11 protein-coding genes and 1 pseudogene are annotated in these 18,066 nt (G+C 59.8%); 11 read left to right on the top strand and 1 reads right to left on the bottom strand.

Going from position 1 to position 18,066, the window contains the following annotated elements; all coding sequences use genetic code 11:
- Nucleotides 1-228: 228 nt before the first annotated feature.
- The 7 genes from C566_RS0105385 to C566_RS0105355 all read left to right on the top strand — a co-directional run bounded on the left by C566_RS0105385 (nt 229) and on the right by C566_RS0105355 (nt 12,389).
- Complete coding sequence (locus C566_RS0105385; RefSeq protein ID WP_018773320.1) at nt 229-888, top strand: hypothetical protein; 660 nt, start codon at nt 229-231, stop codon at nt 886-888.
- A 47-nt stretch (nt 889-935) separates the two neighbouring features.
- Complete coding sequence (locus C566_RS0105380) at nt 936-1,601, top strand: DUF4352 domain-containing protein (protein WP_018773319.1); 666 nt, start codon at nt 936-938, stop codon at nt 1,599-1,601.
- Between the two features lie 90 nt (nt 1,602-1,691).
- Nucleotides 1,692-2,090, top strand: a complete 399-nt coding sequence (locus tag C566_RS0105375; protein ID WP_026266405.1) for a DUF898 family protein — start codon at nt 1,692-1,694, stop codon at nt 2,088-2,090.
- Between the two features lie 113 nt (nt 2,091-2,203).
- Nucleotides 2,204-3,241: an NYN domain-containing protein gene (locus C566_RS0105370; RefSeq protein ID WP_018773317.1), complete on the top strand. Its 1,038-nt coding sequence runs from the start codon at nt 2,204-2,206 to the stop codon at nt 3,239-3,241.
- A 377-nt stretch (nt 3,242-3,618) separates the two neighbouring features.
- Nucleotides 3,619-6,642, top strand: coding sequence for a helicase-related protein (locus C566_RS20925; protein WP_018773316.1), 3,024 nt, complete (start codon nt 3,619-3,621; stop codon nt 6,640-6,642).
- The gene (locus C566_RS0105360) at nt 6,639-9,848 is read left to right on the top strand and encodes a sacsin N-terminal ATP-binding-like domain-containing protein (protein ID WP_018773315.1); all 3,210 of its coding nucleotides are present in this window, start codon (nt 6,639-6,641) and stop codon (nt 9,846-9,848) included. The genes C566_RS20925 and C566_RS0105360 overlap by 4 nt, the downstream gene beginning before the upstream one ends.
- 264 nt (nt 9,849-10,112) lie before the next feature.
- Nucleotides 10,113-12,389, top strand: coding sequence for a hypothetical protein (locus C566_RS0105355; protein WP_155846739.1), 2,277 nt, complete (start codon nt 10,113-10,115; stop codon nt 12,387-12,389).
- Nucleotides 12,390-13,068: 679 nt separating this feature from the next.
- Here C566_RS0105355 and C566_RS23095 read toward each other — a convergent pair.
- Entirely contained in the window at nt 13,069-13,407 is a 339-nt protein-coding gene (locus C566_RS23095) for a hypothetical protein (protein WP_018773313.1), read from the bottom strand.
- Between the two features lie 389 nt (nt 13,408-13,796).
- Here C566_RS23095 and C566_RS22630 point away from each other — a divergent pair.
- From C566_RS22630 to C566_RS22020, 4 genes and pseudogenes are all read left to right on the top strand, one after another.
- A pseudogene (locus C566_RS22630) lies at nt 13,797-13,886 on the top strand (thymidine kinase); the annotation flags it as partial.
- Between the two features lie 502 nt (nt 13,887-14,388).
- Nucleotides 14,389-15,081 carry a DUF6994 family protein gene (locus C566_RS0105340; protein ID WP_018773311.1) on the top strand — a complete coding sequence of 231 codons (693 nt, stop codon included), beginning with the start codon at nt 14,389-14,391 and terminating at the stop codon, nt 15,079-15,081.
- A gap of 138 nt (nt 15,082-15,219) precedes the next feature.
- Nucleotides 15,220-15,672, top strand: a complete 453-nt coding sequence (locus C566_RS23305; protein WP_018773310.1) for a helix-turn-helix domain-containing protein — start codon at nt 15,220-15,222, stop codon at nt 15,670-15,672.
- Complete coding sequence (locus C566_RS22020; RefSeq protein ID WP_155846738.1) at nt 15,672-18,062, top strand: protein kinase domain-containing protein; 2,391 nt, start codon at nt 15,672-15,674, stop codon at nt 18,060-18,062. Before C566_RS23305 ends, C566_RS22020 begins: the two co-directional genes overlap by 1 nt.
- Nucleotides 18,063-18,066 lie beyond the last annotated feature (4 nt).

Here is an 18,066-nt window from a genome sequence, read left to right as displayed (position 1 = left end):
CTTACGACGTCGACCCTCAGCCTAGCGGCCCATCGTGCCTTTACTGCTGAACTTCTGATAACGGGGGTTATCAGCGTTGTTTGACTCCGGGGGTTGCGCGCGGCCGTAGCTTCGATTCTGCAGCGACGAAGGAATCCTCCCGAGCTGTGACGGCGGCGGGGAACCACGCATTGGGGGATCGGTATCCCGCCGCCGCTCAGCAGCTACCCGTGAACAGAGGAAGAGAACATGTTGAATACCGACACCAGCCAGGCGGATGCGCGGCAGATCAAAGACGTTCGCCAGGAGGGGCAGCAGTCTCCGGACGAGGCGAAGGCGGCACGGAAGAGGAAAGTGCTCCTGATGGTGGGCGTTCTGGCGCTGCTGGTCGGCGCGGTGGGTATCGGCACCACGCTACCGGACCCGAAGTCCAGCGACGCGTACAAGGCACTGGCGGGGGAGAAGGCGACCGTTGAATCGGACCGCGACTCGGCCAAAGCCAGTTACGAGTCGATGAAAGCGAAGTACGACACTCTGCAGAACGGCATGGCAGCCCGCGAAGCCAAGGTCACGGCAAAGGAGGGCGAAGTCGGTAAGGCCGACGCGGCCGTGAAAACCGCCGAGGCTGCCGTGAAGGCTCGCGAGGACGCGGTGACGGGCGCCGAGAAGACTAAGGCTGCCAACACTATCGGTGACGGCACCTGGACAGTCGGGACCGACATTGAACCGGGCACGTACCGGGCAGCGGCCGACGTCGGCTCTTCCTGTTACTGGGGCATCTACGCGACCGGCAGCAACGGCAGCAACATCATCGACAACGACCTCCCCGGCGGCGGCCGGCCCTCGGTTGCTATTTCTGCCGGGCAGGACTTCAAGTCCAGCCGCTGCGGGAAATGGGAAAAGCAGTAGCAACACCCGCACTCCTAAGCATCATTTACTTTTAGAAAGGCATAACCATGTCCCACGAGAATTACTCCCAGCCCTTGCCTGCTCCGACTGCAGCGCCTCAGCCTCGACCGTTCTTCAAGAAGAAGCGCTTCCTCATCCCCGCCGGCGTTCTGGTGCTTGGCATCGCCATGGGCTCGTGCTCCGGTGGGTCCAAGCAGGCAAGGGACGCCGGCCCGGCCGCCGCGACCTCGGCGACTGCGGCGGCGACAGCTGCCTCTCCGGGAACTGCTGTACCGGCCGCTGCCGCGCCGGCTGCGGCGTCAGCCGCTGCCCCGGCGCCCGCCGCGCACGCCGTCGGCGTCCCGTTCAGCGTCAAGATGGGGAACGGCGACGTCGCCAAGATCACGATTGTCTCGGCTGTTCGGACCGACGCTGTCACCACCACGGCCTTCGCGACGGCAGCGAAGAACGGGACCTATCTTCTCCTGGATGTCCTCTGGGAAACGGAAGCAGGGAAAACCAGTTCCAACCCGTTCTACTTCTCAGCGAAGGACACCAATGGGCGCAAGGCCGACCTGAGCCTGTTCGCTGACAACCAGCTCGCCTCGGGCAGCATTCTGCCGGGGGACAAGGCGCGGGGATTCATTGCTTTTGACATTGCCCCCGGTGCGTCGACAGTAATGATCTCCACCCCGCTGATGCAGGAAGCGGCGCGCATTCAGATTCCGGCGTAACGCTGCTGGGAAGCCGTGTCCGGGGGCCCGGCTCCTCAGTTAGCCCTTACAGTTCAACTGGTCATTCGCATTATCTATTTGGGGGAATCCTTGAGCATCAACCACGAGCAAGTTTCGGCACACGGGCAGATGCCCGCCGCAGGACAGGGCACAATGGTGGCCGCCGGCGCGGGGACCGTTCCCGGTCTCCAGCTTTACCAATTCCGCGGCGGGGCAGCATCCTGGTTCGGTACGCAGATCCTCGGCGTATTGATAACGGTCTGCACTCTTGGGCTCTGCTACCCGTTCGCCGTCGTCCTGGTGGAACGGTGGCGGGCCAAGAACACGTACCTCCACGGCCGGCAGCTTCAGTTCATCGGCACTGGGTGGGGAATCTTCGGGCTGTGGCTCAAGTGGCTGCTTCTGAGCATCATCACGTTGGGAATCTACACCTTCTGGGTCTACCCACGGCTGATGCAGTGGAAGGTTGAGAACACCGTCTACGCGTAGACGGAAAGGCCCTGCACCCTTTGGGCTGCAGGGCTTTTCTGCAGCCCGCCGACCTGCCGATTCCAACCACTCAACACCATATGAACACCACACCCAGACAAAGGCCACCACGCATGGACCAGCAAGCAATCTTTATCGACGCCGGATTTCTCCTCGCCGTCGGAGGCATGCAAACCGCAGGCACCTCCCTACGCTCAGCGTCCATCGTCAACTTTGAACCCCTTATCGAGGGAATCCTCAAGTGCACCGAAGATTTCAGCGGCCTCCCCACCCTTCGCACCTACTGGTATGACGCGTCCCGTGACGCGCTCTTCACCGACCAGCACAAACGCATCGGCATGATCTCCGGGGTGAAGGTCCGTCTGGGCCGAATGTCAGTGGACGGCGTACAGAAGGGCGTGGACCTGAAGCTGGGGCTGGACCTTGTCGGCGTCGCCCGGAACAAGGCCGCCAGTACCGTCTTCCTCCTCTCCGGCGATGACGACCTTGCCGAAGCTGTCGAAGCCGCGCAGGACTTTGGCGTGAAGGTTGTCCTAGTGGGCCTGGAGAACACCAGTCACCGCCTCGGGGTGACCTCGGTCGCGGAACACTTGGCGTTGCGGGTGGACAGCATCATCACGTTGCCGGTGGAGCTGGTGGAGAAGTGCTTCACAAAGCAGGTGAAGGCGGCTCCGTTGGCGCCGGTCACTTCGTCTGTCCCGGTGGTGTCGCCCGCGCCGGTTTTGGAGCCAGCGTCGCCTGCCGCGGCGATCGCGGCCACTGTCTCGGCTGAGCACGGCGGTGCCGTCCGTCCGAAGCCTTCCGCTTCGCCCCGACCGGGCCTCCCGGCACCCGTGTACCGGGTTCAGCGCCCCGAAACCGCTGACTTGGTCTATAGCTCCGCTACGGGCGGCGCTGGCGCCGCACACGAGGAGTCCGCCGTGGGCGCCGCTTGCGAGGTTGGATACGCCGTCGCTGAGTCTTGGTACAACAACACCACCCAGGGCCTCTTGCGTGAACTGGTCGCTGACCGGCCCTTCCTGCCGCAGGAAATCGACCGCGTCCTCCTAAAGGACTGCGCTCAGCGGATCGGAGAGCAGAAAACCGACTATCAGGGCATCCGCCGGGAACTGCGCCGCGCCTTCTGGGAACGCCTCGACCAGCTCAACTAAGGTTCAACGCAGCGTCACCCGGTCCGCACATCGAGGCGATAGGTGCCCGCGTTGGATCTACCAGACATTCTGTCCGAGTTGAACTTATCCACGACGCGCCTCGCAAATCCCTATGCTTGTCGATTGCCTGCACCCTTAATGTTCGACGGGAGACGCGCATCATTCATAGCCTTGCGACCCTGGCGGCCCCCAAGGCGTCAAATACTCAGCGGCCTGAACGGCGCCACGTGCGCCAGAAATTTCGGGTCTGGCCATATGATTCAAGGTGATTCGCGATGACGTGATGCGCATATAAGGGGAAACGTGGAAGAAATGCTGGCCGCTTCCGGCCGAGATGATGAGGCCGGAACGCCGACGCTCACCCGGGCGGACCAGCTGTGAATCCTTATCCGGTAGGTGCCAAGGTAGTTCTGCGTGCCGATCCGTCAATCATTGGCATAGTTGTCCGCGAAATCAGTAGTGTCGGCGATCCGAAGCTGGAGGTCTTTTGTGGTGACGGGCGGACACGGTCTCTATATGCTTCACAGCTCGAAATCGCTGTCGAAACGGCGTCGGCGGAGCTGTCTACCGTTGATCGGCTTAAGGCTGCGCTGACGGCGACTCAGCTTGCGCGCCCGTCTGCAAAGCATCTGTACTCGCTGGGGTCCTCCCGTATCCAGTTCATCCCGTACCAATACCGGCCGGTTATGAAGCTCATTCGCTCCGATCGACCCAGGCTGCTTATCGCAGACGAAGTCGGTGTTGGCAAAACTATTGAGGCTGGACTCATCATCAAGGAGTTGCAAGCACGGCGCGAAATTCAGTCCGTCTTGATTATCTGTCCAAAGCCGCTGGTTACAGAGCGCAAGTGGTTGGACGAAATGAAGCGGTTTGATGAATCCTTCATCCATCTCAACGGTGAGACGCTCAACCATTGCATCAATGAAACCTATCTTGACGGCACATGGCCGTCTCGGTTCTCCCAGGCAATTGTCCCATTCTCACTTTTGGACGAGAAACTCATGCTTGGTGACACCCAGGGCCGCAGGGTGACTCGAGGACTTCTTGATTTGGACGAGCCACCAAAGTTTGACCTCGTCATCGTCGATGAGGCACACCACATCCGTAACACCGAGACCTGGCGACACCGTAACGTCAAATTCTTCGTGGAAAATGCGGAGGCCGTTGTGTTCCTGACTGCAACACCGATCCAAACGCGCGAGCAGGATCTCTTCAACCTTCTTCACTTACTCCGCCCCGACGTCATTTCAGACCCACACGATTTTGAACGCATTGGGGCTCCGAATCCCGCTCTCAATGCGGCGGCCACAGCAGCGCGAGGCGCGGGCGTCGAGTGGGTGGATACCGTAAAAACCAACCTCGCCACGGCGCTTGACACAGTCTGGGGACACGGGGTTCTCGCCCATGACCCTCGTACTCATGAGCTGAGAGACCTGCTCGAAGTCCTCCCGACAGCAGAGACAAGAGTCAAGATCATCCGGCTCTTAGAGGATCTACACACCTTTTCCGGGTTCATCACTCGAACGCGACGTCGCGACATCGGAGCCTTCACAACCCGTAAGCCCCGGACCATAGAAGTCCCGTTCACATCCGGGCAACAACAACTGCACGACCAGCTGCTGCAGTTGTGCGGCGACATAGTGGAGGCGCGCCACGGAACCGGACCCGTAGCCTTTCTAATCTCCGGACTGAGAAGGCAAGCTGCAAGCAGCATCAACGGGCTCGCACCGCTACTCTACGACTTGGTCAACCGCAGGCTTGAAGCCTTCGATGAATACGGCGAGAACACGGACGGGGCGAATGACCTGAGCCCTGACGTCATCGACACCTTTCAGCCTCAACTCAGGCACCTTTTGGATCTGGCTTCAGCACTGAGGGACGACGACCCCAAATTCGACGCGCTCGAGCGTGCTCTCGTCGAGAAGCTGGAGATGCCCAATCCGAAGGCGATCCTCTTCACCTCCTACCTGCACACCGTCGGGTACCTCTTCGATCGGCTGACGGCTAGCGGACTTCGTGTGGCGCAGGTCCACGGCGGAATAGACGACGAGGCGCGTCGGACGGTCAGGCGTCGATTCAAGCTTCCATCGAGCGACCCCGACGCAATCGACGTTCTCCTGTCCACAGAGGTCGGTACCGAAGGTCTGGACTACCAGTTCTGCGACATGCTGATCAACTACGACCTCCCGTGGAATCCGATGCGCATTGAACAGCGCATCGGCCGCATTGATCGGTATGGCCAACAGTCCGAGTCCGTAGCGATACTGAATTTCGTCACTGCAGGAACTGTCGACGCGGAGATATACCACCGTTGCCTCTGGAGGATCGGGGTGTTCGAACAAGCACTGGGGGCCAGTGAGGCGATCCTTGGGGACATCACCACTGGCATACGAGCGATCGCCGGCGACCTCACGCTCACGTTGGAAGAGCAACGTTTAAGGCTTCAGCAGTTGGCTGACAACGAAATCAACGTGATCGAAGAGCAGCTGAAGCTGGAGGATCAGCAGTCGGAGCTATTTGGACTGGAAGTCCCCACCGACGACGGCGCGGAAGTCCGGAATGCCACAAGCCCCTGGATGACTGCTGACGCTCTTTGCCACCTTGTGGTCGAGTATCTGACCAGCATCGAGTCGGGGAAGCGGATCAACCTACGCCCCGATCGAGCCGCCACGCTGAGGCTTTCGCGCTCAGCTAAGGATCGGCTTCTGCGTCAGTACGAGGGTCTCCCTAAGACTCTTCCCTCAGATCGGGAGTGGACAGCATGGCTGAAGTCAGAGGACTCCGTTGCACGATTAACGGTCACCCCGGAGCTGGAAGGGGCGCACCTTCTGTCGCCCACGCACCCCCTCGTCAGATGCGCGACCGAGGAGGTCCAACTGAATGAACCAGTTATGGTGTCAGCACGTGTACGAAGCACCAAAGTCCCAGCAGGAAGGTATCCGGTGGCCATCCACGGATGGAGTCGGCTGGGCATTCGGGATGATTATCAACTTCGATTGATTGCTGGCAGCACTGTGGAACCAGAGATGCTCGCTGAACTGCTCCGCGACTCTGACTGCGTTGATGGATCAGCCCACATGTCGGACACGGAGCTGGATCAGCTTGAGGCCGCCCACTACAGCGCTTGGCGGGACTCCAGTGCGAAGCACCGAGAGCGAACCGCCGAATGGGCAGAATCGTTGATCGCTTCGCTCACGACTACATCGCAGGCTAATCTTCTGCTCCTCGAGGATCAACTGGCCGGCGCCAGTGAGGAGCGCATACGGCGGATGCGTACATCGCAGATCGAATCTGCAAGAGCGGACTACCAACGACGACTTGCCCGGCTGGAGGGCATCCGGAATCGCTCCGACATCCAAGCTGACTTGCTTGCGACGGTACTTCTCGAGGTTGTCGCGTGAGCGAGGTTGAGCGGCGGGTCACTCCGGACAGCCTCGCGGGTATTCAGCGGAACAGCCGGCTGCTGCTTGATGGCCTTAGGGCAAAGGGCGGGAGTGGCCTTCGCAATCTCCTCACTCAGATGTACCCGGACCAGGCGCACTTCCTGTACGAGCTACTTCAGAATGCTGAAGACGCCGGTGCCAGAAATGTGACGTTTACACTTCATCGTGATCGCGTGGTGTTCGCACACGATGGCACCCGGTTGTTCGATTTAGGCGACATCGACTCCATTACAAACGTGGCCGACTCGTCCAAACGTGACGACCCTACACGGATCGGCAAATTTGGGGTGGGTTTCAAGGCTGTCTACGACTTCACGAGCACCCCCGAAATTCATTCCGGTGATTACCATTTCCGAATCGTTGATCTCTTCTACCCCGATGACGATATTCCGACACTCCCGGCGTCGGAGACGCAGGGCATGGGCACAGTTTTCGTGTTGCCTTTCAACCGTACCGAAAAACCTGCTGATGAAGCCTTCGCCCAGATTTGGTCAGGACTTGAAGAACTGGAGGCATCATCGCTTCTTTTCCTCAGGAATATCAGCCGAGTCACTCTTGCGGCTCCCGCGGTACCTACTAGAGTCATCGAGCGTATAGGAAATGGCGACGGCCGCCAGACGATCCGGACGACGAGAGGCGAGGACGTCCGGGCAACCAACTGGCTGAGGGTTGAGCGGACCGCCAGCGTGGAGATCGAAAACGGGGAGTATGTCGACGCAACAGTTGCGGCAGCCTTCCGTGTCGCGGACTTCACACCTGGGCCGTCTACGGCCACGTCGAACCCGAAGAAGGTTGCTCTGCCGACAGATCGGCTCATAGAGCCGGTCGAGTCTGGTTCCGTATGTATCTTCTTCCCAGCAGTTAAGGAGCAGTCAGGACTTAAGTTCCACATCCATGCCCCGTTTGAGTCCACGGTGGCACGAGACACCATTAGAGACACGCCGGTGAATGAACGACTCATAGCTCTGATTGGCGAGCTCGTCGCCGACACGGTAGTCGATATGGCGCTGGCAGGGATCACGAACGACGGACTGCTAAGTGCGCTACCACTCGCCGACGAAGTCGGGCCCTCGTTTGTCCCCATACGCGATGCCGTGGTCCAGGCTTTCAGAACTCAACCGATTACCCCGTGTCTCAGTGGAGGCTACGCGCCAGCAGCTGGACTTGAACTGGCGAAACCTAGCGTTTCGCAGGTGCTCAACGATGCCGACCTGGCGTTCCTCAAGGCCGTGGGCGAAGTTTCCCCTGAGGATCCTGAACTCATGGCGTCTCCCCTTCTGGCGAAACTTCCCCCGCGGGACCGTGCTCGAAGCTTCATCAGACAGCTGTTCAATTCGGAAATCGACGAGAACGACGTACTGGACTACTTCGTTGCCCTCGGCGAAGAATGGGAAGGCCCAGAAGACGAAGAAGACGAGGTCGTAACCAAGAATATCCAGTCATGGATTTCGAGCTTTTCCAACGACAAACTGCGTCAACTATACGCATTGCTCAACCGGAGCGGCTGGGTGTCAACGTGGACCAGTGAACTTTCGGGGCTCCCCATCATCCGCGTGGCCGGGGACGGCGCACCCGATCACGTGGTTCCTTCCGATGCCATCCTCCCTGACGCGGTCGAGACCGGTTCTGACTTGCAGGTTTCTCCCTTGATTTGGCGCCTCGGCGACAGTGAGGATGAACTGGGACCTGCCATTTGGACATTCCTGAAAGACATCGGCGTGCGTGTCTGGAACGCCGAAACGCAACTCAGGGAAGAACTCGCACACTTTTTCCCTGAGGTAATAACATCCAGTCTGGAAGGTGACGACGGCGAACATGAAGTGGAAAGACTGCGTCGGTACATACACGAGGTTCAAGATTCCTCCCAGCGGTCGGCCAGTTTTCGCAAGGTTCCCTTTCTGGTGGCACGTCATCCAGAAGGACATTTAGTTCGATACCCGCCGTGGCGACTGTACGTCGATGAACCCACGACCAGCCCAACGGGGTGGAGCTCCGTCATCGACAGGTTTTCAATTGCAGGTGACAAGTTCTGCCAAGTGTGGGACGGGTATGCCGGCCTTGACGGGCTGTCAGACTTCTTACGTGATTGCGGTGTGCTTGTCCACCCCCGAGTCTCCGCGGTAGATCCGCGAAAGAACCTTGAATTCGGGGCACCGGACTATTCAAAACAGACTCATTACAAACAAAGCGCGGACTGGCAGCTTGAACTAGGAGAAAGCATCCTGCGCCACGGCGATAGTGTCCTTCGACGGCAAGTCTGGGAGATAGTCCTTACAGCTCCGCTAGCCAAGTCTCAGGCTGTTTATCGACCCAACGGTTCCGCCCCGATCCGACGAATGACTTCTAGCCTCGTGCAAATGCTAAGAGACACAGCATGGCTACCTGACACGGATGAAAATCTCTGCAAGCCCGAGGAACTCGATGAGGGAACGATCCATCCGGACTTTCCTGTGCGGGATACACCCATGCTGAAGGCCATCGGATTCGGATCCAGGACCGCGCAACGTCGCTTGGAGCGCCAGGGACTGGAAGAAGCAGCCCAGAGATTTGGCTTCAAGGATGCCTCGGAGGCTGAGCAGCTTAGCAAGTTGGCCGAAGCGCTGGGGCGAGACGGAATTGAACAGCTTCTGAGAGAGAGAGACGCCCGAGCACCCCTGCCAGAAGATGCTGCCTACGGTGACCGGAGGGCGAGCCGAACCGCTGAAAGCTACCAAACAGCGCCAACGCGCTCGTACGATTTACGGCAACGATCGGTGCGTGTGGACGCAGCGGCAAATCGGGAAGGCCGAAGGACCTATTTGAGGACAGCATACGAAAGCCATGGGTCTGTTATTTGCCAGGCTTGTCATGAACCCATGCCATTCCAGGCTCCCGATGGCCGAGACTATTTTGAGGGAGTGCAATGTGTAGAACACGGTCACGACGTAAGCTCTAACGCACTGGCCCTTTGCCCTGTGTGCGCGGCGAAGTTCCGTTCCTGGCGCATTGCTGGCGATGCCGACTGGCAAGAAGAAATAGCCACCTTCCCGTTGACCGAAGGGCAACTTTCGGCCCAAGTACCTGTGAACCTCGCCGGTAACACCACGCTCGTGCACTTCACGGGCAAGCACCTAAAGGACCTTCAGATCCTCATAGACTCGGAGCCTCCTGCAGTTGGGGGATAGATCAGGCACCGAACTCGCATAGCGAAGGGCAATCGGCCAAGTGGTGGGACAAGACGGCAGGAGCCACCTATGACCTCCTGCTCCTCCCTTGGCCCGCTGCAACCTCTACAAGCCGTGCAATGGACAAGCCAGATGCTCCATACCGCCCAATTTGGCCTGGGATCGTCCTATTGTTCAAGCTGGTCGGTGCACCCTGTGCGAAAAACCTTGACAAAGTCATTAGAAGTGCTGTGTCTAGCAAGAAATGGGAGAGTACTACGCCTCATGGGCAGCAATGTAAGTTCGGCAGACGGGCATCCCGAATGCGTGCTCGTTGAAATAATAGGCAGTCTTCTTGCGACTGGAGAGACCGAGCGGTCGGTTGCAGTAGTGACTTCCCAGTCTGAGGACGGCACTCCACCATCCGTAACTGTGCCTGGATTGCCGGAGAGATGGAGCAAACATGTTGTGAACTGGGACGAGATGGCGACCCAGACGAAGTCGCTGCTGAACTCCGGGAATAACGTGCTAATGATTCCACCGTGGGGGCGGCGATCAACTGTCGCAGGCGAGCAGGAAGGTGAGGAAAGGAGGCTGCTTAGCTATAGCACGGCCTCACGGTCCTTGCTCGAATTCCAGGAGGAGATACTCCTTCACTGCCCGGCGCCCGATGTCGACGCGGTTCTATGCGTGCTATTGCCGGCATCCACCGTACGATCTGAACGATTCCGGTTGTTTCGCAGCGACCTGATGGCCAACTGGCAAGTTACGCACGCCGTTTACATTCGCGACGTCTTTCCCAACGTCCATACGTCCTTCGAAGGCGTGCTGTTGTGCCTTGTACCGAGAGGACACGCTGACCCCTTGGTCAGGTTCTTCGAAGTCGGGAAAGCAGAGGATACTGGCGCTGCCGACGTTCTTGCTGACTTCAACAGGTTACAGAGGATGAAGGGCAGCACAACCGAGTTCGGCTACGTCTTTCGAGGCGACCTTGAGGCAGGAGATAGTCTGGCCTACGGCTTGCGGGACCCCAAAATAGAGGCAAAAAGACAAGATCTCGCTCACTTTGGTTACACGGCGCCTTTGGAGGAACTGTTCGAAATCCGCCGCGGAAAATTTCATCCCGTCGCGCATAGGGGACAACTCTGTGAGGCTAATGCTCTAGGTGCAGCACGTGTCCTTGCCGGGCGTGACCTCAGGCTCGACGGAACGATAACTGATGCGGATGCGGAAGCAACGTGGATGCTTTCTGAAGAGCCGGACTTGTTGCGGGCAAATGACTTCCTTATCCCAGTTATCTCAGTTAAGTCCGATAAGCGTGGATTTAAAGTCGCAAAGTTCTGCGGCACATATCCTGCAACTTGGAATAGCAACGTTCTCGTGCTGCGTCCGCTCGAGTCTGTGCCCCCGGAAGTCATCGACTTCGCCGTCGCCTACCTGCGGTCGCCAGCCGCAACACAGTTGCATTCCGCCTATAATTCAACCTTCCACTTGGGGCGGGAGATCGGGGAACTTACGGTACCCATACCTGACGAAGAGATTCTGGCCGCTTTGCGTAATCTTAGAGAAGCTCAGAACAACTTCCTGGAATGGGCTGACGAAGCCGGTCGGGTAATTGATTCGATCTTTGATTACCCGTCCGTCAAGGAAGCGCGACCCAAAATTATCGAGGCGGGGCGCTTTGTTCGTTGGAGGAACCGCGAGGCTGCCAACCTCGACGATCCGGACTTTGTAGTAAGGAGGGCATTCCCATACCCCATAGCTCATCGATGGAGGGTTATGGAAGCCTCCCTTTCAGGGGGTCCCCCCGGCTCTGGGTATACGTCGATTCTTGACACGGCTGAATCTGTGTTGACATTTCTGGCGCAAGTAGTCCTCGTCCTAGCCCGAGCCGCCGGCATCGAAGTAAAAGCGGTAGAAGCCATCCAACGAAAACTCGGGGGCGGATCCGGCCCCGGGATGGGCGACTGGGCAGCTGTACTTCAGGAAACCAGCGGCAAGCACTTTGCCGTGGGCGTGACCCAATCGGGCCTGGCCAACATCATCGGCATGTTCCGTACTGCTGATGTTGAGGCTGCGCGGGTCAGGCTCAGCAACCGCCGGAACGACGAAGCTCACAACCGGCGGGTCGAACCCGCTGATTTGGCCGAAGCGATTGACTCAGCTCTGACAGATCTTCGGATACTGACGCTGGCTGCGGCATTCTTGGTGGATATGCCTCTGAGGCACGTGACTGCGGCTTCGTGGGACTCGTTCGCCAGCGTGGCTACTGTGACCTATCGGGAAATGATAGGAGATCATTGGGTCGTAAAATCTGAAACCGACCAGGTGTCAGCCAATGACATCGAAACCGACAGTCTTTACATACTTGACCCCGACGGCAAATGGCACCTACTGCGCCCCTTCGTCGTAGTTCGACATTGTCCCCAGTGCCGAACTATCTCAACCTTTCATGTGGACGCATGCATCAACGGAACGGTTCGCCTCAAGAGCATTGAGAACGGGCACACGGTCATGGATCAGCAAGAAGTGCCTGCCCTGAAGACAGTAGGCTTGCTCTGACATTCGATTCAGGAAGCAGCCATGGCGGGGGTCAGAAACAGCACCCCCCGCAACGAGGATTCGTTGTCCGGGTCGCCGCTGCCTGAGGCGAATCGGTCCTGTAGGGACTGATCTGGAGGCTTCCTGGTGCAAAAGGACCAAAAAGTCTGTCCATGGGAAGCTTCAAGGGCGTCGCCCGGGTACAACGAGAGCGTTGGTCCTCAGGACCAAATAGCCTGCCTATCTACAACATAGATGGATAGTTGGCGGAATCTCCCCTGGAAGTTTGCGAACGTCGGCCTAGTTGGCGGTTCCGTTCCCTGTCTCCAGTCATTCTCAATGAACTCTCATACGGCCCCGTACGCTGAGGTGTGCGGGGCCGTATGACGTGAACGTCTAGTTGCGACTTTTGCAGAGTTTGCGCGACTTTTGAGAACGTACTCGCGACATAGTCGTGACTAGTTAGGGACGTCATCCAACTTGAGGGTTGGTGTGAGGTGCCGGCCTAGTTGGAAGAAACGACCAGAGAGCCCGGAAATCCGCTCCTTACTAACTGTCTGTCGGCAACTGGCAGGGGAGTGGTGCGGTGAAGGACCGTTTTATGCGGCGGGCGGGCGGGCAACGCCCGAGCTTGAGAAGGGAAGGTCTTGTTGCTTCCGGCAACGAACGCCGCTAACCCCCTTCCGCCACCGGTCCCGCTTCAGCGGCGGGCGGGAAGGACCGTCGTCGTGACGGCCACGGCCTGCGGCGTGCGGGGGACGGAACTGAAGCCGAAGCGCACGGGCGGATCCACCGGCGCGAGGGGCCCGAGTTCGGCCCCGTTCCAGCTCGCCGCGGCGCGCTTGATGCCACGGATGGAGCGCACGCCATAGTACTCCCGGCGTCCGCCTCCGGCGGAGCCGGCGGTGGCCACCCCCGGGAGCAGGATCCCCGCGGCGCGGTTCACGGCCGTCAGCCACGCCGGGTAGACGGCGATCCGGGCGGGGAGTTGCAGCATCCGCCCCAGGGCTGTCACGGGGCCCAGGTCGGCGCGCAGCACCAGCGGGCCGACCGGAAACGCGGAGGACCAGTGCGGCGGTCCCGGGTTCGTTCCCCGGTTCCGTGCCCCGTTCCCCGGCGGGGCTCAGGCTGGCATCCAGCGGTGCCACCACCACCTCATCGAAGCGGTAGGTCGCGGACACATAGTCGGCGACCGCCCGGTTGGGGGCCAGCAGCGTCCGCAGCCCGTCGCGGTCCTCGGTCATGACGTCCGTGAAGGCGCCGAGCGGCGAGTCCGTCCATTGCCCGACCACCAGCCGGCGACCCGCGCTGGTGCCCAGACCCGCGATGAAGCCTGTAAAGCGTTCCATCCGGCTACCGTACGGCTCCGGCCGGCCCCGCCGTACGCCGGTGCGTAGAATCGACGCCGCCGCCGTCGAAAGGACCACCTTGGCCAAGCTGCATTTCCGCTACGGCGCCATGAACGCTGGGAAGTCCACCGGCCTGCTGCAGGCGTCGTTCAACTACGAGGACCGAGGCCCTTTTCCATCTGAACCCGTCAATCCTTGATGACCGCGACTATGTCGAGTCGGAGTGGATGCCTGAGGGGACGGTTCCTGGTGGCAGTGCGGCGTGGGAAGTTCGGGACGCGATCCCGTAGCCAGTAGTCCTCCCCAGCCTGATCGTTGACGGTCTTTTGCATAGATGGTGGCTGAATGCAGCGCATAACCGAATGTCGGCGAACTGCAACACTCTTTGATAGGAGTTCCTGACAGGGTACGAATTCGTGCACAAAACGGCAGTGCTGCTGCAGTTCGCGGTGGTTGCTCACCGGAAAGCTGGAGAACTCAAACTGGAGTCGTGTCGATGCCGCTAGGAATGCAATGCATGCAACATGTGTGTGGCTAACGCTCGGGAGGGCGGCGGCGAGGTAAAGTCTCGTTTTGTGGCGGCCGGGCAACTGTCCACGCTCAGTAGCCTCGACGCTGCTGAACCGGTGACGGCATGTCCGCTGAATCGGGCAAGCAGGGGGAGAAACACTATGACCGCAGGCGTTGATACGTCCTTTGACTACCGCTCGGATACTCCGCCGGGAAAGGACCCCGACAAGTACAGCCCGACCCTGCGCAGGCATCACCAGTTGCTGTGGAGCAAGGATCTGCCCTACGGCGGAGGACACTTCGATCTGGTACAGGAGCCTGGCAGGTACCTCGTGCACCGGTCCGAGCTGGGTGTCTTCCTTCTTGCCAGCGACGCCATCACTACCAGGCTGAAGGATAAGGCGTCCAAAGCCATCGCGAAAATTCCGGCCCATGAACTGCCCCAATACGGCGGCTACACTGCCGGCAGCGCTCTTGTGTTTCCTGGCAACCGCATCGGCGGAAAAATGGAGATCAATAGTGCACGGGGATGCAACCCCAGCATCGCCGACCGCTTCGACTTGACCTTGGAATGCATCCGCCGCCACTATTCAGGCGAGCCGTCGAACAAATTCGGAGAAGTCCTGGACAGGTATGCAGACTTCTTCACCCTGTTCAAGGACTTTGACGGGTACGTTGAATTCTTCCTACTGCAGGACCTCATCAATGAGGACGGCACCATCCGGTTCTTCCACCCGTTCGACAACTTCAGGACACCGGCAGTTCCAAAGACCCCCGACGAATACCTTGAGTATTTACAACGCAGCAGGGATTTCATCCGTGCACGCAACAAGAGGATCGACGTCCAACCCTGACCTTCTGATCAGCAGGCTCGAAATCTACAGTGAACACTCGCTGAAGATTGAACGGATTCGAGAAGTAAGGCGCGTTGGTACAAGCCACCTCGCTTTACAGTAACAGCAGTTAAGGACAGTTGTGGCAATAGAGGCGGTATGGCCGGGCAAGAAGAAGACTCGATCGACGTGCTACGCCGCGCGCTCCGAGAAGCTAGCGGTCACGTGCAAGTAACGCTCACGCTCTCGCGCACGAGCGCAGAGAACATTCTGCGACTCCTTGAATCGGAGCATGGATCAGGTGCCGTCGTCGTTCCCGTTAAGGAGCAATACACGACCACAGAAGCTTCGAACTTGCTCGGTGTCTCTCGGGCAACGCTCATGAAGCTCATCGAATCAGGCAGCATCGAAGCTGTGAAAGTTGGGACGCACCACCGCATCCCTGTCGACGAATTGGTTGCGTTCCAGCGTGCCCGCCAGGTGAGCCAGGAAAGGGCCGCAGAACTGCTTACCGAGTTCTCACCGAGATCGACCGGCTTCCAGAGCAACGTGACCTTCCGTGCTGATGCGCCGAGACTTCAGCGCGCACTCGGAGAGGGGCGGGAGTCCTAGTGGCCATAGAAACCGCGGTGGTCGCGATCACACCAGAGGACTTCGTGCAACCGGAACACAGGCTGTTCATCGACACGAACGTCTTCATGGACACGGACCCGGCACATGAGGGTGGGCTCAAGAGACTCTTCAAGCGATGCGCTGAGGCAATCCGTGCGCACGAGAATCCCGTCGTGGTCCCGAGTAAGGTCGTCGATGAACTGACTAAGCAGAGTCTGATCGACACCTCCGGGTTGAGCGAACAGCGCGTGGGCTCGATCACGAAGGCCGGCAATGCCCTGGTGTTCCTCGACGCGGCCGTGGGCGCGGGACTCATCCGAACGGACCTCGGCGATGTATCGAACCCCTATGCAGACGACCTCTTTGTCGAGGTCTTCAAACGTGCAGCCCACCGCTATGAGATGTGCCTTCTGACGAACGACACCACTCTGCGGCTGCGAATTCGGCTGGTCGCGGCGGAGACGGATCGGCGTCTCGTCGCCGGGGTTCTCACCAAGGACGGGCTGATCGAGGTGGATAGCGATCAGGCCCTGTATGAGCGAGCCTCGCGCAAGCACGCACGCCTGACGAGGCTTGTCGAGCAGGGGCTTGGCACCGACAAGGACCAGAAAGACGTCGAAGAGCTCGCACTGCTGCTCCCCGACTTCCAGCAGACGTTCGCGGTCGCCCCGGTCGTCGCCGCGCCTGGCGCACGCCGAACGACGCGGCAGCAACGCTCCGCGGTCGGAACAGTGAGAGGCGTCCCGGGTGCCTTCAACCCCTCGGCGGCGATCAAGGCTCCTGACCGCGTGCTGGAGGGGAGCGCAGTCCTGCCCGCGGCCGGGGATACCGTGCGCTTCACATCGGCTCGCGGAGACACCGGGATACTTGTGCTCGGTGCGATGCTCGGTGAGGGCGGCGAGGGGAGAGTCTACGCAGTCGACGGTGCGGCGAACAGCGTCGTCAAGGTCTTCGACGCCGAACACCGGACATGGCACCGCAAGGAGAAGCTGACCCTGCTCCTGGCGCGCGGATTCGAGCGGGAATGCATCGGCTTCCCGACAAGCCTCATCACGAACAGCGACGGTGAATTCGTCGGCTACGCCATGCCGCGGGCCACGGGGAAGGAACTCCAGGCGACGGTCATGCGGCCCGCCCGGTTCAAGAAGACCTATCCTAACTGGACGAAGGCGGATCTCGTCGACGTTTGCATTTCCTTCCTGGAGAAGGTCTCTTACCTGCATTCCCTCAACATCCTGCTCGGCGACATCAACCCGAAGAACGTCATGGTCGACGCGAACAAGGATGTCTGGATCATCGACGCTGACTCGTGGCAGTTGGAGGGATACCCGTGTCCAGTAGGGACGCCGATGTTCACCGCTCCCACCATGACCGGAGACTACGCGGACGCTCTGCGCACGGAAGAGGAGGAACTGTTTGCCGTCGCCACGATGCTCTTCATGATTCTCATCACCGGCCAGTTCCCCTACGCGCGGGCAGGTGCGGACGGCGGGGACTTTGCGGCGCTCATCAAGGAGGGCAAGTTCGCGTTCCAGTTCCGTGGGGCTTCCGACCGGGATCAGCCGGAGGGCAACTGGAAGTACATGTGGAGTCACCTGCCCTTTCCCGTGAAGCGCACGTTCTGGAATACCTTCCACCGCGACGGGCTGAGGTACTCCAAGCGTCCGACCGCGGACGAGTGGCTGCGGGTGTTCCGCGAGTACGAGCAGTTCTTCGGCGGGTTCGACGACTTCGATCAGATGTCGCACGATGTCTACCCCAATCGGTTCAAGAAGAAGGACGCGGAGACACCCGAGTACGAGTGCGCTCAGTGCGGTACCTCGATGATCGGGCGCTGGCAGGAGGATAAGCGAAGCTACTGGACTCCAAAGCTCTGCGACGACTGTCGCCAGAACCAGACCCGATGCTCGGACTGCGGCAAACCGAAGCCTGCCGACGCGCTGCGAGACGGGCGTTGCTGGGAGTGCAACCGCAAGCGGAACTACGCCGCCTGTAGCAACTGCGGGAAGGACACACCACGCCGGTACCTCATCGACGGCCGCTGCTCCAACTGCCAGCTCGTCGTCTGCAAGGACTGCGGAACGCCTACTCCCAAGACTGAGCTGACGTATGGGCGCTGCGCCTCTTGTGCAACGAAGGCGGCACAGCTCGACCCTGCGAGGCTCTGCGCCGACTGCCGCCAGCCCTTCATCACCTTCGACCACGCGAGCTGGTTCACGAGCAAGGGGCTCGACATTCCAAAGGCGCATGCCGCGATCAGGAAGACGTGCCCTCTGAGGCCAGCGGCAAGTCCGCGTCCGTCGCGCCCAACCGCGACCTCGACCAGTCCGCAGAGCACCGCACCCAGAAAGTCCCTCTGGGAGCGTCTCGCGGAGTGGTGGAAGTCATAACCGA

The sequence above is a fragment of the Arthrobacter sp. 131MFCol6.1 genome (assembly GCF_000374925.1).
Lineage (GTDB): Bacteria > Actinomycetota > Actinomycetes > Actinomycetales > Micrococcaceae > Arthrobacter.
The sequence above is the reverse complement of the archived record's forward strand: the minus strand, read 5'-3'. Positions and strand labels throughout refer to the sequence as shown.